Source organism: Cupriavidus sp. Agwp_2 (assembly GCF_040784895.1).
Lineage (GTDB): Bacteria > Pseudomonadota > Gammaproteobacteria > Burkholderiales > Burkholderiaceae > Cupriavidus.
Window position 1 is genome coordinate 2,496,164 of sequence record NZ_CP088084.1, and the last position, 14,474, is coordinate 2,510,637.

The 14,474-nt window shown below is 66.7% G+C and carries 11 protein-coding genes; 5 read left to right on the plus strand and 6 right to left on the minus strand.

Going from position 1 to position 14,474, the window contains the following annotated elements:
- Positions 1–27 precede the first annotated feature (27 nt).
- The 5 genes from LPA45_RS29040 to LPA45_RS29060 all read right to left on the minus strand — a co-directional run bounded on the left by LPA45_RS29040 (position 28) and on the right by LPA45_RS29060 (position 6,194).
- On the minus strand, positions 28–879 hold the full coding sequence (locus LPA45_RS29040; protein WP_317923505.1) for an EamA family transporter: 852 nt from the start codon (positions 877–879) through the stop codon (positions 28–30).
- A 110-nt stretch (positions 880–989) separates the two neighbouring features.
- Entirely contained in the window at positions 990–2,123 is a 1,134-nt protein-coding gene (locus LPA45_RS29045; RefSeq protein ID WP_116319504.1) for a 2-aminoethylphosphonate--pyruvate transaminase, read from the minus strand.
- Between the two features lie 53 nt (positions 2,124–2,176).
- A complete protein-coding gene (locus tag LPA45_RS29050; RefSeq protein ID WP_367395063.1) occupies positions 2,177–3,985 on the minus strand; it encodes a putative 2-aminoethylphosphonate ABC transporter permease subunit in 1,809 nt (602 codons plus the stop codon).
- The gene (locus tag LPA45_RS29055; RefSeq protein ID WP_116319506.1) at positions 3,976–5,088 is read right to left on the minus strand and encodes a putative 2-aminoethylphosphonate ABC transporter ATP-binding protein; all 1,113 of its coding nucleotides are present in this window, start codon (positions 5,086–5,088) and stop codon (positions 3,976–3,978) included. The genes LPA45_RS29050 and LPA45_RS29055 overlap by 10 nt, the downstream gene beginning before the upstream one ends.
- A 74-nt stretch (positions 5,089–5,162) precedes the next feature.
- Positions 5,163–6,194 (minus strand): putative 2-aminoethylphosphonate ABC transporter substrate-binding protein, encoded by a 1,032-nt coding sequence (locus LPA45_RS29060; RefSeq protein ID WP_317920771.1) that lies wholly within the window; start codon positions 6,192–6,194, stop codon positions 5,163–5,165.
- Between the two features lie 267 nt (positions 6,195–6,461).
- Between LPA45_RS29060 and LPA45_RS29065 the strand changes: the two genes are divergently transcribed.
- From LPA45_RS29065 to gdhA, 5 genes are all read left to right on the plus strand, one after another.
- The gene (locus LPA45_RS29065) at positions 6,462–7,172 is read left to right on the plus strand and encodes a phosphonate utilization associated transcriptional regulator (RefSeq protein ID WP_317920773.1); all 711 of its coding nucleotides are present in this window, start codon (positions 6,462–6,464) and stop codon (positions 7,170–7,172) included.
- A 77-nt stretch (positions 7,173–7,249) separates the two neighbouring features.
- Complete coding sequence (gene phnA / locus LPA45_RS29070) at positions 7,250–8,518, plus strand: phosphonoacetate hydrolase (RefSeq protein ID WP_317920786.1); 1,269 nt, start codon at positions 7,250–7,252, stop codon at positions 8,516–8,518.
- Between the two features lie 67 nt (positions 8,519–8,585).
- Positions 8,586–10,049 (plus strand): phosphonoacetaldehyde dehydrogenase, encoded by a 1,464-nt coding sequence (gene phnY / locus LPA45_RS29075; protein WP_317920775.1) that lies wholly within the window; start codon positions 8,586–8,588, stop codon positions 10,047–10,049.
- A 157-nt stretch (positions 10,050–10,206) separates the two neighbouring features.
- Positions 10,207–10,962: a DeoR/GlpR family DNA-binding transcription regulator gene (locus LPA45_RS29080; protein ID WP_116319510.1), complete on the plus strand. Its 756-nt coding sequence runs from the start codon at positions 10,207–10,209 to the stop codon at positions 10,960–10,962.
- Positions 10,963–11,253: 291 nt separating this feature from the next.
- Positions 11,254–12,597: an NADP-specific glutamate dehydrogenase gene (gdhA, locus tag LPA45_RS29085; protein ID WP_116319511.1), complete on the plus strand. Its 1,344-nt coding sequence runs from the start codon at positions 11,254–11,256 to the stop codon at positions 12,595–12,597.
- Between the two features lie 97 nt (positions 12,598–12,694).
- Here the strand turns inward: gdhA and LPA45_RS29090 are convergent, their stop codons facing one another.
- Positions 12,695–14,461: a SulP family inorganic anion transporter gene (locus LPA45_RS29090; RefSeq protein ID WP_317920776.1), complete on the minus strand. Its 1,767-nt coding sequence runs from the start codon at positions 14,459–14,461 to the stop codon at positions 12,695–12,697.
- Between the last annotated feature and the right edge of the window lie 13 nt (positions 14,462–14,474).

The following is a 14,474-nucleotide window of genomic DNA, read 5'->3' on the forward strand; positions in this document are numbered from 1 at the left end:
AAACAACACAAAACGCAACAGGCCAGGTCAGCGTGCCAGCTGCAGCGTCAGGATGCCGGCAAGCACCAGCCCGGTCGCGATGACGCGGCGGCGGTCGAACGGCTCGCGCAGCAGGAAATGCCCCAGCAGCGCGGCAAAGATCACGCTGGATTCACGCAGTGCCGCCAGCTTGGTCACCGGCGCCAGCGTCATCGCCCACAACATCAGCGCATACGAGCCCACGCGGTTGATGCTGCCGATCCAGGCACGCTTCCATTCCGCGCGCAGGAGCGTCACTAACGCGCTGCCGCGCCGGCTCAGCGCGTAGGTGGGCATGAAGATGTGCGACATCGCCTGCAGCCAGACGATGTAGGTAAAGACCTCGCCGTAGCGCTTCACCGCCGTGCCGTCGATCACCGTGCCTGCCGCCAGGCAGGCGCCGGCAAGCAGCGCAAAGCCGAGCAGGTCAGGCGACTGCCGCCGCCAGCGCACCAGGCTGACCAGGCCGCAGCAGATCAGGGCGATGCCGGCATAGCCGCCGGGGCTGAGCCGCTCGCTGCCGGTGATCAACAGCAGGACCGCCACCAGCATCGGTGCCGAGCCGCGCATCAGTGGATAGGCCTGGCTGAAGTCGCCGCGATTGTAGGCCGCCACCAGTGACAGCTTGTAGCCGACTTCCAGTGCGACGGTGGCCAGCAGGAAGGGCCATACCTGTGGCGCGGGCAATGGCACAAGGAACAGGAAGGGGATCGCCACCAGCAGGCAGAAGGTGTCGATCAGCGCCATCGACGAGAGGCGGTCGCCGCCGATCTTTACGATCGCGTTCCAGGAGGCGTGCATCAGCGCGGACAGCATCACGGCGGCAAAGGCGAGGCCGTGGAAGTCGGGGGGAAGGGGCATGGGAAGGCTTTGGAGTTCAGTCTGTCGCGTTTCTCGAACCCGCTTGTTTTCTCCCCTCTCCTGCTTGCGGGAGAGGGGGGCCTGCTGCTAGCGTGGGTGGGACGTGGCCATCATGCTGCCTGCGCCAGCGGCGCGTTCATCGCTATCCCCATCTCTTTCAGCACCTCGCCCACCGCCGTCACCACATTGCGCATCTCGTTGTCGTCGATCGCGCCGATGCACCCAACGCGGAACGTCTCCATCTGCGTCAGCTTGCCGGGATAGAGGATGTACCCGCGCTCGCGCACCTTGCTGTAGAAGGTCTTGAAGTCGTAACGCGCATCCGCCGGCGCGTGGAAGGTAACGATGATCGGCGCCTGCACCGCCGCCGGCAGGAACGGCCGGAAGCCAAGCTCGCCCATGCCCCTGACCAGCGCCCCGCAGTTCCTGCGATAGCGCGCCCCGCGCACCGGCTGCCCGCCTTCTTCCAGGAACTGGTCCAGCGCCGCGCGGAACGCTGCCACCACGTGCGTGGGCGGCGTAAAGCGCCACTGCGTGGTCTTCTGCATATAGGCGTACTGGTCGTACAGATCGAGCGCCAGCGAATGGCTGTTGCCCTGGCTGGCCTCCAGCACGTCCTTGCGCACCAGCACGAACCCCATGCCCGGCACGCCCTCGATGCACTTGCCGGTGGCAGCCACCAGCGCATCGAACGGCATGGCGCGGGCATCGATATCGATCGCGCCGAACGAACTCATGGCATCGACGATCAGCCCCTTGCCCAGGCGCTGGCACACCGCGGCGATTTCCGGCAGCGGGTTCAGTACGCCGGCGCCGGTCTCGCAATGCACCTGCGCCACGTGCGTGATCGAGGGATCGCGCGCCAGCGCCTGCTCGATCAGCGCGGCCGTGGCCGGCTGGTCTTCGGGGATCGGCAACTCCACGCTGGCGCGTCCCAGCACCTTGCAGATCTTCAGGATGCGCTGGCAGTACGCGCCGTTCTGCGGCACCAGCACCTTGCCGTCGCGCGGCACCACATTGGCGATGGCGGCTTCGACCGAGAAGGTGCCGCTGCCCTGCATCGGCACGCACACATGGGTGCCTTCGCCGTGGACGATGCGCACCAGGTCGTCGCACAGGCTGCGCGTGATGGCGTTGAAGGACGCGTCCCACGACCCCCAGTCGCGCAGCATGGCCTGCTTGGTCGCGAGCGAGGTGGTGAGGGGGCCGGGGGTCAGAAGGATCGGGTCGTTGCCGCGGATCATGGTGAGCTCCTGATTGGGAAGGAGTGGGGGATGCGATTGCGTATTGGGAGATTTCAGTCACTCGACTGACCCTGGCGCCATGCCTGGGTCTTGCGGTCGAGCACGCGTTGCAGCAGGTAATAGAGCAGGCAGGCCAGCGCGGAGGTCACCACCACCAGCGTGGCCATTGCCGCCGCCGGGCCGATGTCCCCGGACTCGTCCAGGTTGACGATTTCGACCGAGGCCAGCTTGGTGTCGGCGCCGTACAGGAACACCACCGCAGACACCGTGGTCATGGCGTTGATGAACAGGTAGCGCGAGATCTCCAGGATGGCGGGCAGGCACGCCGGCACCGTAACCTTGAAGAAGGTCTTGTAGAAGGGCACCTTCAGCGATGCCGACACGGCCTCGAACTCGCTGTCGAGCTGCTTGAGCGCGGTGACGGCGGTCAGGTGGCACGACGCGTAGTAGTGCACGATCGTCACCAGCACCAGGATGCCCAGCGTCTGGTACAGGCCGTGCAGCGGATTGGCCTGCGGCACGAAGAAAAAGATGTAGCCCAGGCCCAGCACCAGCCCCGGCACGCCCATCGGCAGCACCGCCATCAGCCGCACGACGCCGCGCAGCCAGTCCAGCCCGCGCGTCTTTTCCAGCAGGTAGGCGGTGGCAAAGATGAACACCGGGCCGATCACCGCGGCCACCCCCGCCATGCGCAGGCTGTTCAGGTAGGAGTCGACCACGCCGCCCTCGACCAGGCCTACCCGGTAGTGGTTCAGCGACAGCGAGAAGTTGTACGGCCACAGCTTGACGAAGGATGCATAGATCGCCATGCCCATCACCGCCAGCATCAGCGCCGCCATCAGCCAGCAGAACGACGCCATGGCGAGGTCGAAGCGGCGGCTGCGACGCGGCACATAGGGCACCGAGCGCGCCGACATCAGGGCCATCTGCCGCTTCTGCACGCGCGCATCGACGCAGTAGGTGACCGCGACCGGCACCAGCAGCATCAGCGACACCACCGCACCCTGCGAGAAGTCCTGCATGCCGATCACCAGCTTGTAGATGTCGGTGGCCAGCATATGGAAGTTGCCGCCGATCACCTTGGGGATGCCGAAGTCGGAGATCGCATAAGTGAACACCACCATCGCCGCGCTGACCAGGCCATAGCGGGCCCCCGGCACGGTGATGGTGAAGAATTTGCGGGTAGTGGAGGTGCCCAGCGCATCGGCCGCCTCGTACAGCCGCGCGTCGGTCAGCGACAGCGCCGTGACCAAAATCATCAGCGCATGCGGGAAGGTGGCGAACACCAGCGAGGCGACGATGCCCAGCGGCCCGTAGATCTGCGTGCCGCCCATCCAGGGCTTGAACAGCCCCTGGTTGCCGAACCAGAAGATAAAGGAGATCGCCGCCAGCAGCGACGGCGCCAGCAGCGGGACCAGCGCCAGGTTGCGCAGCAGCCCCTTGCACGCGATGCGGCTGCGCGTGAGCGCATAGGCAAAGGTAAAGGCCAGCGGCACGGTGATGCAGGTGGCCAGCGCCGAGACCCACAGGCTGTTCCACACCGAGCGCAGCAGCGCCGGCGATTCAAGGTAGGCGCGGAAGTGGGTGATGCCGGCCAGCGAGCCGTCGCGGTTCTGTACGCTCTTGGCCAGGATCATCACGATCGGCGCCAGCACGAAGCACAGCAGCGCCACCGCGGCCAGTGCCAGCAGCAGGTGCGCGAGCCGGTCGGTCCAGTGCGCACGCACCGAAGTCGCAACTATCGCGGGTGGAGCGGGCATGGAAGGCCGCCCGCCGGGGTTGACAAGCCCGGCAGGTACGGCGCCTGGGGCGGTATCGGTAGCCGGCACACTGGCCGGCGCCGTCGTGAGGCTCAGGCGCATGCGTGGCGGAAGATGCGGAGGCGGTCGGCGGGAATGGCCAGGCGCAGGCGGTCGCCGGTGTTCGGGCGCAGCTCGTGCAGGTCATTGAGAGAAAGGTCGGCGCACAGCGTGCCGGAGGCGGCATCGGGCAGCCGCAGCGTCAGGCGCGAGAACGCGCCCAGGAACTCGATCTTGTCCACGGTGGCCTCCAGCACATTGGACCCGTGCTGCTCGATGCCGCGCACGCAGACGTCTTCGGGGCGGAAGAACACCTGCACCGCTTCGTCGGCGCAGCAGCCGGCCGGCGCGGTGCAATCCATGCGCACGCCGCCGAGGTGCAGCGCCCCGTCACCGCCGACGCGCGCGCCCAGCATATTGGTCTTGCCGACGAAGTCCGCGGCAAACGGCGTGGACGGGCGCTGGTAGACCTGCGCCGGCGTGCCCACCTGCTCGATCACGCCCTGGTTCATGACCACGATGCGGTCGGCCATCGACAGCGCCTCTTCCTGGTCGTGGGTGACCAGGATGGTGGTGATATTCAGCCGCTGCTGGAGCGCGCGGATCTCGCTGCGCAGCCGCACGCGCACGCGTGCGTCGAGCGCGGACAGGGGTTCGTCCAGCAGCAGCAGGCCGGGCGAGGTAGCCAGCGCGCGCGCGATCGCCACGCGCTGCTGCTGGCCGCCGGAGAGTTGCGCGGGGTACTGGTTGCCGCGGTCGGGCAGGCCCACCAGCGTCAGCAGCTCGGCGACACGCGCGCGGCGCTGGTCGCGCGGCATGCGCCGGTTGACCAGGCCGTAGGCGACGTTGTCCGCCACGGTCAGGTTGGGGAACAAGGCATAGGACTGGAACACGATGCCGTAGTCGCGCTCCATCGGCGGCAGCGTGGAGATATCGCGCCCGCCCTGGTGGATGGTGCCGGCGTTCTGCGATTCCAGCCCGGCGATGATGCGCAGCAGCGTGGTCTTGCCGCAGCCCGACGGGCCCAGGAAGCACAGCAGCTCGCCCTGGCGCACGTCGAGATCGATGTGATGCAGCGCGACGAAGGGGCTGGCGCCGCTGCCGAAGCGCTTGTGGATGCCTTTCAGGCTGAGGTAGGTCTCGGCCGTGGAAGTGGGGGATTGCATGGCGTGGGGATCCTCGGCGGTGTTGTCGTGGCGGTGGTCCGGCGCTCTGGGCGCCGGGCCAAGGCGTTCCCGGATTACTGCTTTTCGGACTTGCCGGCGTACCGCTTCTGCCATTCGTTCAGCACCCGCTCGCGGTTCCTGGCGATGAAGCTGAAATCGTTCTTGACCAGCATCTGCTCGTAGTTGGCAGGGATGGTCTCCACCTTCCGGGCCACGCCAGGGTAGGTCACGATGGCCCAGTCTTTTGCGAACAGCTGCGCCGCTTCCTTGCTCGCCAGCCAGTCCATGTAGCGCTGCGCGGCCTCCTGCTTCTTCGTTCCCTTGACGATGCCGGCGGCCTCGATGTCATAGCCCAGGCCTTCCTTGGGGAAGATCATCTCGATCGGTGCGCCTGACGCCAGCGTCTTGTGCGCGCGCAGCTCGAACGAGATGCCGATCGGGAATTCGCCCGAGCCTGCCTGCTTGCACGGCTTGGAGCCGCTGTGCGTGTACTGGGCGATGTTCTCGTGCAGCGCGTCCATGTACTTCCAGCCCTCCTGTTCGCCGAACAGCTGCAGCCAGGCGGTCACGTCCAGGAAGCCGGTGCCGGACGAGGCCGGGTTGGGCATCACGATGGTGCCCTTGTAGACCGGCTTGGCCAGGTCCTTCCAGCTCTCGGGTCGGGGCAGGTTGCGCTTCCTGGCTTCGACAGTGTTGAAGCACACGGTGGCGCCCCAGACATCCAGCCCCACCCATGACGGCGGCGTGGCCTTGTCGCTGTAGTCGCGCGTCAGTTTTTCGAAGCCCCTGGGCGTGTAGGGCGTCAGCATGCCTTCCTGTTTCAGCAGCTCCAGGCTCGATGCGGCCAGGCCGGCGATCACGTCCGCCTGCGGGTTGGCCTTTTCAGCGAGCGCCTTGGCGGTGATGACACCGGTGGAGTCACGCACGTACTTCAGTTCGATGTCGGGCGCGGCCTTGGCGAAGCCTTCGGCGTATGGCTTCAGGGTTTCGATCTCCCACGCGGTGTAGACCGTCAGGGTGGTTTTCTGGGCCAGCGCGGTGCTGGCGGCGCCCAGTGCGAGCAGGGCGGCGGCGGTATGCAGGGTGGACGTGATGGACAGTTTCATGGGGCCTCCTTTTCCGGCATTGTAGGTGGATATTTGTGTCAATTTGGTGAATATGTTGCAATGTGTGGCGCTGCGTTGCACAACATTGGATCACCTTGAAACCCTTCTGCTACAACACTTACAAGACATATGCCTGTTTTATCAATGGCTTTTGCGTCACCCTGCTGGCGTCGCCGATGTCTTGATTGTTGACAATATACAAATCGCTTGCTTTAATCGCAATAAGGATTTTCGATATTGCCGAATCCGTCACAAACGGGAGTTTTCATGTCACGCCAAGCCCCGCTGGCGAGCGAAATCACCATCCTGCAGAGCCAATCCCTGACCACGCTGGTGCAGCGCGAACTGGAACTGCGGATCATGTCCGGCGAGCTGCCGCCGGGCGCCAAGCTCAACGAGATCGAAGTCGCGGGCCAGCTCAGTGTCTCGCGCGGCCCGGTACGCGAAGCGTTCCGCGCGCTGGAGCAGGCCGGCCTGCTGCGCACGGAAAAGAACCGCGGCGTGTTCGTGCGTGCCATCTCGGTGCAGGAAGCCGACGAGATCTATGAGCTGCGCGCGGTGCTCGACGAGTTCGTCGGCCGGCAACTGGCGGCCCGCATCACGGCTGAGGGCTTGCGCGAACTGCGCGCGCTGGTCGAGGCGCTGGGCACCGCCAGCGCAGCCCGCGACCTGGACGAATACACGCGCCTGAACTTCGCCTTCCACGACCGCATGGTCGAGCTGGCCGGCAACGGCAAGCTGCTCGACACCTACCGGCGCCTGGTCAAGGAGCTGACGCTGTTCCGGCGCGAGGCGCTGTCCGGCAGCAACGCGGCCATGCCCGACTCCACCCGCGAGCACCGTGCCATCGTTTCGGCCATCGCCGCGCGCGACGGCGAGCTGGCCGCGCGGCTGATGCGCGAGCACGTCGAGCGCGGGCGCGCGCGCATGCATGCCGCCGTCGATCCGGGCAGCGCCAGTCCCGGCGCGGCTGCCTGATGACGGCGCCTGAATCGATCGCACCGCCCACCGAACCCATCCTTCGCTTCCCGGACCACACCCGCCAGGCCACCACCATGCCCGATACCAACGATTCCGCCCGCACCATTACCGTCAACCAGCGCAGCTACCGCTGGATGCAGCAGCCCGTCGTGGTGGTCTGCGTCGACGGCTGCGAGTTCGACTACCTTGAAGCCTCCGCCGCCAGCGGCAGCGCGCCTTACCTCAAGCGGCTGCTCGCCAGTGGCTCGTCGTTCCGCGGCGCGTGCGTGGTACCGACTTTCACCAACCCGAACAACCTTTCCATCGTCACCGGCGCGCCGCCGGCGGTGCATGGCATCTGCGGCAACTATTTCTTCGATCGCAGCGCCAATGGCGGCCGCGGCGAGGAAGTGATGATGAACGACCCCAAGTACCTGCGCGCCGGCACCATCCTTGCCGCGTTTGCCAGCGCCGGCGCCAGCGTCGCGGTGGTGACCGCCAAGGACAAGCTGCGCCGACTGCTCGGCCATGGCATGCAGGGCATCTGCTTCTCGTCCGAGAAAGCCGACCAGGCCACGGTGGCCGAGAACGGCATCGACGGCGTGCTGGAACTGGTCGGCATGCCGGTGCCCGATGTGTACAGCGCCGAGCTGTCCGAGTTCGTCTTTGCCGCCGGCGTGCGGCTGATGGAAACGCGCCGCCCGGACCTGATGTACCTGTCCACCACCGACTACATCCAGCACAAGTTCGCGCCCGGTTCGGACGGCGCCAATTCGTTCTACGCCATGATGGACAAGTACCTGGCGCGTCTGGACGAACTCGGCTGCGTGGTGGCGCTGACCGCCGACCATGGCATGAACGCCAAGCACGACGATGCCACCAAGGCGCCCAACGTGATCTACCTGCAGGACCATCTGGATGCGTGGCTCGGCCGCGGCGTGGAAGAGGGCGGCGCGCGCGTGATCCTGCCGATTACCGATCCATACGTGGTCCACCATGGCGCGCTCGGCTCGTACGCCACCGTCTACCTGCCGAAAGGCGCCGACCGCGACGCGCTCAAGTCCAGGCTGTCCGGCCTGCCGGGCGTGGAAAGCGTGCTCGACAACGCCGAGGCCTGCGCGGGCTTCGAGCTGCCGTCCGACCGCGTGGGCGACCTGGTGGTGACCGGCGACAAGCACGTGGTGCTGGGCACCAGCCGCAGCCGCCATGACCTGTCCGGGCTCGATGCGCCGCTGCGCTCGCACGGCGGCGTCTCGGAGCAGACCGTGCCGCTGGTGTTCAACCGCCCGACCGACGGCATCCCGGGCAAGCCCGTGATGCGCAATTTCGACATCTTCGACGTGGCGCTCAACCATCTGCACTGAGACCTGCACTGAGACCTGCACTGAGCCACGCTACCAGCCGCTGCATCCGTACTGACCGGAGGAATCCATGAACGCTCCCCAATTCCCTGCTGGCACAATCAGCCCGCACTTCCGCGCCGAGGCGCTGCGCATCGATGGCCAGAAGATCGTGCGCGAGCGCGTGATCGAGGTGCGCAACCCGTATGACGGCACGCTGGTGGGCACCGTGCCCAAGGCCACGCTCGACGACGTGCGCCGCGCCTTCGACGTGGCGCAGGCGTACCGCTCCACACTGACGCGCTACGAGCGCGCCGCCATCCTGAACCGCGCCGCGGCCCTGCTGCGCAAGCGCACCGAAGAAGCGTCGGACCTGATCACGCTGGAGTCCGGCCTGTCCAAGAAGGATTCGCTGTACGAGATCGGCCGCGTGGCCGATGTGCTCGGCTTTGCCGCCACCGAGGCGCTGCGCGACGACGGCCAGCTGTTCTCGTGCGACCTGACCCCACACGGCAAGAAGCGCCGCGTGATGACGCAGCGCGAGCCGCTGCTGGGCGTGATCTGCGCCATCACGCCGTTTAACCACCCGATGAACCAGGTGGCGCACAAGGTGGCGCCGTCGATCGCGACCAACAACCGCATGGTGCTCAAGCCGTCGGAGAAGGTGCCGCTGTCCGCGTACTACCTGGCCGACCTGCTGTACGAGGCCGGGCTGCCGCCGCAGATGCTGCAGGTCGTCACCGGCGACCCGCGCGAGATCGCCGACGAGCTGATCACCCATCCTGCCGTTGACCTCGTCACCTTCACCGGCGGTGTGGCGATCGGCAAGTACATCGCCAGCAAGGCCGGCTACAAGCGCGTGGTGCTGGAGCTGGGCGGCAATGACCCGCTGATCGTGCTGGCCGATGCCGACCTCGATCGTGCCTCCGACCTCGCGGTGCAGGGTTCGTACAAGAACTCGGGCCAGCGCTGCACCGCGGTCAAGCGCATGCTGGTGCACGAGGCGGTCGCGGCGCGCTTCACTGAACTGGTGGTCGAGAAAACCCGCGCGTGGAAATACGGCGACCCGATGGACCGCGGCGTCGACATGGGCACGGTGATCGACGAAGAGGCGGCCATGCTGTTCGAGGCGCGCGTCAACGAGGCGGTGGCGCAGGGCGCGCGGCTGCTGGTCGGCAACCAGCGCAACGGCGCCAGCTACGCGCCCACTGTGATCGACCACGTCGACCCGGCGATGACGGTGGTGCGCGAGGAGACCTTCGGGCCGGTATCGCCGATCATCGCGTTCCGCGATGTCGATGATGCGATCCGGATTTCCAACGGCACGGCGTTTGGCTTGTCTTCGGGGGTCTGCACCAACGATATCGAGGCGTTCACGAAGATCGCCAATTCGCTGCACGTCGGCACGGTGAACTTGTGGGAAGTGCCGGGCTACCGCATCGAGCTGACGCCGTTCGGCGGCATCAAGGATTCGGGGCTGGGGTACAAGGAGGGCGTGCAGGAGGCGGCCAAGAGCTTTACAAATTTGAAGACGGTGACGCTGCCCTGGGCGTGAGATACCAGGCGAGCTGATTCGACCGCCGGTTTGCTCCCCGGTTTGCTCCCCTCTCCCGCAAGCGGGAGAGGGAGCAGGTCTGCGCTGGTTGACGGCCACCATGCCAGTCACACCCGCGCTAGAATCACCGCTCAGCCCAAACGCTCCCGGAGTCCCCGTGCTCGCCGAACAACGGCAGAAATACATCCTCGACCAGCTCTCCGCCACCGGCGCGCTGGCCATCAGCGAACTGGTGACCGAACTCGACGTCTCGCGCGAGACCATCCGGCGCGACCTCAACACGCTCGCCGGCCGCGGCCTGCTGGTGCTGACCCACGGCGGCGCGCTGGCTTCTGATCGTACCGAGCCCGATACCCAGACCCGTGCCCTGGTCAATGCCGAAGGCAAGCGCGCCATCGGCGTGCGCGCCGCGGAGCTGGTGCGCGACGGCGCATCGGTGATCCTGGATTACGGCACTACCACCCACGCGGTGGCGCAGGCACTGCACGGACACCACAACCTGCTGGTCTACACCAACGACCTTGCCATCGCGCAGCTGCTGGGGCGACGCAACGGCAACCGCGTCATCGTGCTCGGGGGCGAACTGCAGGACAACGAGGACGCGACCCACGGCTGGGACACCATCGAGCAGCTGTCGCGCTATCACACCGACTTTGCCTTTATCGGCATCGGTGGCGTCACGCCCCGCGGCGAGATCTGCGACTTCTCGCGCGCCGCGGCCGAGTTGCGCAGCCGCATGCTGATGGCCGCCGACACCCCGTGCGTGGTAGCCGACTACACCAAGTTCGGCCGCAACACCGGTGTGACGATCAAGCATTTCGACCTGGCCGCCTGGCTGATCACTGACATGGCGCCCGAGCCGGAAATCGGGGCGGCGCTGAAAGAGCGCGGCGCCAAGCTGCTGATTGCCTAGACGCGTGGCAAGTCGTTTTTCGATCGCATTTGTGCGCTGATCGCACGGAAAGCCCCGCTGTTCGCACCAAAATGTAGCCTCGCCATTGCAGTCACAGGTGTTTTGACTGCCACATGCCCCATGCCGGTGCTACAGTTTCGGGTTGCCAGACAGGCGCGGCATGCCGTAAATGTCTGGACAACCGGAGGCCACCCACCTTCCCCTCGGCGCAACGCCACGCGGCTTCAGAGACCGGCACCACCCGGCAGGGCCGTCAGATCCAGTTACAGCATCCAGCACAGCAGAGACATCGTGAACGCTCCTTCCCTCGACGCATTCCTGGCGGGGGTCGCCCGCCGCGACCCCAATCAACCTGAATTCCTCCAGGCAGTGAAGGAAGTGATGATGACGCTCTGGCCGTTCGTCGAGCGCAATCCGCGCTACGCAGACCAGGCGCTGCTCGAGCGGCTGGTCGAACCCGAGCGCGTGATCCAGTTCCGCGTGGCCTGGACCGATGACCGCAACCAGGTGCAGGTCAACCGCGCCTTCCGCGTCCAGCACAGCTCGGCGATCGGCCCGTACAAGGGCGGCATGCGCTTCCACCCGACCGTGAACCTGTCGGTGCTGAAGTTCCTGGGCTTCGAGCAGACCTTCAAGAACGCGCTGACCACGCTGCCCATGGGCGGCGGCAAGGGCGGCTCGGACTTCGATCCCAAGGGCAAGTCCGATGGTGAAGTGATGCGCTTCTGCCAGGCGCTGGTGACCGAGCTGTACCGTCACCTGGGCCCGGACACCGATATCCCGGCCGGCGACATCGGCGTGGGCGCGCGTGAAGTTGGCTTCATGGCGGGCATGATGAAGAAGCTGTCGAACCAGTCCGCCTGCGTGTTCACCGGCAAGGGCCTGGCTTATGGCGGCAGCCTGATGCGCCCGGAAGCCACCGGCTACGGCACCGTCTACTTTGCCCAGGAAATGCTGCACCGACGCGGCCGCGCCTTCGACGGCCTGCGCGTGCTGATCTCCGGCTCGGGCAACGTGGCGCAATACGCTGCCGAGAAGGCGATCGAACTCGGTGCCAAGGTGCTGACCCTGTCGGACTCCGGCGGCGTGCTGCACTACCCGCAAGGCATGACCACCGAGCAGCTGGCTGAAGTCATGGCCTTCAAGAACGAAGAGCGCGGCCGCCTGGTGGACTTTGCCGCGCGCCACGACATGAACTTCGAAGCCGGCCGCACCCCGTGGCACGTGCCCGCCGACGTGGCGCTGCCGTGCGCAACGCAGAACGAACTCGATGGCAACGATGCTGAAACCCTGCTCGGCAACGGCGTGATCTGCGTGGCTGAAGGTGCCAACATGCCGTCGACGCTGGAAGCGGTGGACCGCTTTGTCGACGCAAAGATCCTCTACGCACCGGGCAAGGCCAGCAACGCCGGCGGCGTGGCGACTTCCGGCCTGGAGATGTCGCAGAACGCGATGCGCCTGTCGTGGCACCACGCCGAGGTCGACGAGAAGCTGCACGCGATCATGAAGGACATCCACCAGAACTGCATCCACCACGGGCAGAAGGCGGGCGGGTATATCAACTATGTCGAGGGCGCGAATATCGCCGGCTTCGTCAAGGTGGCGGATGCCATGTTGGCGCAAGGGGTGATCTGACGATCTGAGCGGACGGCCGGTGCAAAGCCGGCCACCGTACCAGACCGAGCTGCCCCGGCAGGCAGGGGAACCCGGTGAAGGCACGCCGATGCGGCCCTCAGGCTACCGGCCCTGGCGCCGTTGTCTCCGTGCCCGTTGCCGCCGCGCCATCCGCGTTGCCATGCTTAGCTTCGCAGACGTGGTACGCATCCAGCGCAGCCTGCTTGGACGGATAAAACAGGATCCCGGTGCTGTCCGGCGCAATGCCGCGCTGGTTCAGCCATGCGGTCAACTGCGCCGTACGACCCGCTATCACCAGCTGCGACCCTCTGGCCGCTAGCTGGGCCTGCAAATCGCGCATCATGGTGGCGCCGGTCAGGTCCACGTGTGCGATCGATATGGCATCGATCACCGCCCAGCGCGCGTCGTGCAGGGTCGCCAGCGCGACTACGCGCTGGCGTACGAAATCCGCGTTGAAGAACGTCAGCGGCGATTCGAAGCGATAGATCAGCAGCCCCGGCACCGCCCTGGCCTCGGGGTAGTGGGCCAGTTCGTAGAAGCCATCGTGTCCATTCCAGCGGCCAAGCTGCTGTTCGCCGGGGCGCGCCATCTGCGCCAAGAAGCGCAGCAGGGCAATGGCGACCGCCAGCAGGATGCCCGACATCACACCCAGCAGCACCACGCCCGCCACCGTGACCAGCGCGATGCCGTGCTCGCTGCGGCTGTAGCGGCGCAGGGCCATCAGGCCGCCGAAGTCAAACAGGCTGAAGGCCGACGCAATCAGGATGGCGCCTAGCGCCGCTGCGGGCAGTGCGGCCAGCAGGTCAGTGAGAAAGAGCAACACCAGCAGCACGGTCAGTGCGCCGATCACCGACACCATGCGCGTGCGCCCGCCGGCGGCCTCGTTGATGGCGGTGCGCGAGCTCGACCCGCTGACCGCGAAGCCCTGGCTGAACGCGCTGGCGATGCTGGCGGCGCCGATGCCGATGAATTCCTGGCTGGCGTCGACGCTGTAGCCGTTGCGCGCGGCGAAGCTGCGGCTGGTCAGCAGGCCGCTGCTGAGCGACACCAGCGCCAGCGCGGCTGCGGCCGGGACCAGCGTGCCGAACAGCTCGTGCGGCATCGACGGTGCGATCAGAGGCGGCAGGCCAGCCGGCACCGGGCCGACCACCTGGACCCCAAGCCCCTGCAGCCCCAGCATCCATGTGACAAAGGTCGCTACCGCGAGCGCGAACAACGCTCCTGGCGCGCGCGGCTGCCAGGCCCGGGCGCCGAAGTACACCGCCAGCGTCAGCGCGGCCAGCGCTGCGGTGGGCCAATGGATGCTGCCGAGGTGCCGCAGCAGCGACTCCGCCTGGCCGATCACGTCGCGGCCGGCCAGCGTCAGCCCGGTGACCTTGCCGAGCTGGCTGAAGGCGATATTGATGGCCACGCCGTTGAGCAGGCCGGCCAGGATCGGCACCGAGAGGAAGTCAGCCAGGAAGCCGAGCCGGAACTTGCCGGCGAGCACGCAGAACACGCCGGTGAGCAAAGTCAGCGATACCGACAGCGCCCGATAGGCTTCGCTGTCGGGCAGTGCCAGCGGCGACAGCGTCGCGGCGATCATGGCGCAGGTGGCGGCGTCGGGCCCGACGATCATCTGGCGCGACGAGCCGAACAGCGCATAGGCCAGCATCGGCAGCACCACGCTGTACAGGCCCACCACCGGGCTGAAGCCGGCAAGCTGGGCGTACGCCACGCTGATCGGCAGGCTGACCGCGGCCACCGAGACACCGGCCTGCAGGTCCACGCCGAAATCGGCGCGGCGGTAGTGCAGCAGCTCGGTGGCGCCGGGCATCAGGCGCGCCAGCGTGGCGCGCAGCAGGTTTCGGGAACGTGCGGGCAAGCCCTCCGATGCC

Excerpts from the sequence above, each read along its gene's own strand:
- LPA45_RS29040 (WP_317923505.1), bottom strand. The coding sequence starts at position 879 with ATGCCCCTTCCCCCCGACTTCCACGGCCTCGCCTTTGCCGCCGTGATG.
- LPA45_RS29045 (WP_116319504.1), bottom strand. The coding sequence starts at position 2,123 with ATGATCCGCGGCAACGACCCGATCCTTCTGACCCCCGGCCCCCTCACC.
- LPA45_RS29050 (WP_367395063.1), bottom strand. The coding sequence starts at position 3,985 with ATGCGCCTGAGCCTCACGACGGCGCCGGCCAGTGTGCCGGCTACCGAT.
- LPA45_RS29055 (WP_116319506.1), bottom strand. The coding sequence starts at position 5,088 with ATGCAATCCCCCACTTCCACGGCCGAGACCTACCTCAGCCTGAAAGGC.
- LPA45_RS29060 (WP_317920771.1), bottom strand. The coding sequence starts at position 6,194 with ATGAAACTGTCCATCACGTCCACCCTGCATACCGCCGCCGCCCTGCTC.
- LPA45_RS29065 (WP_317920773.1), top strand. The coding sequence starts at position 6,462 with ATGTCACGCCAAGCCCCGCTGGCGAGCGAAATCACCATCCTGCAGAGC.
- phnA (WP_317920786.1), top strand. The coding sequence starts at position 7,250 with ATGCCCGATACCAACGATTCCGCCCGCACCATTACCGTCAACCAGCGC.
- phnY (WP_317920775.1), top strand. The coding sequence starts at position 8,586 with ATGAACGCTCCCCAATTCCCTGCTGGCACAATCAGCCCGCACTTCCGC.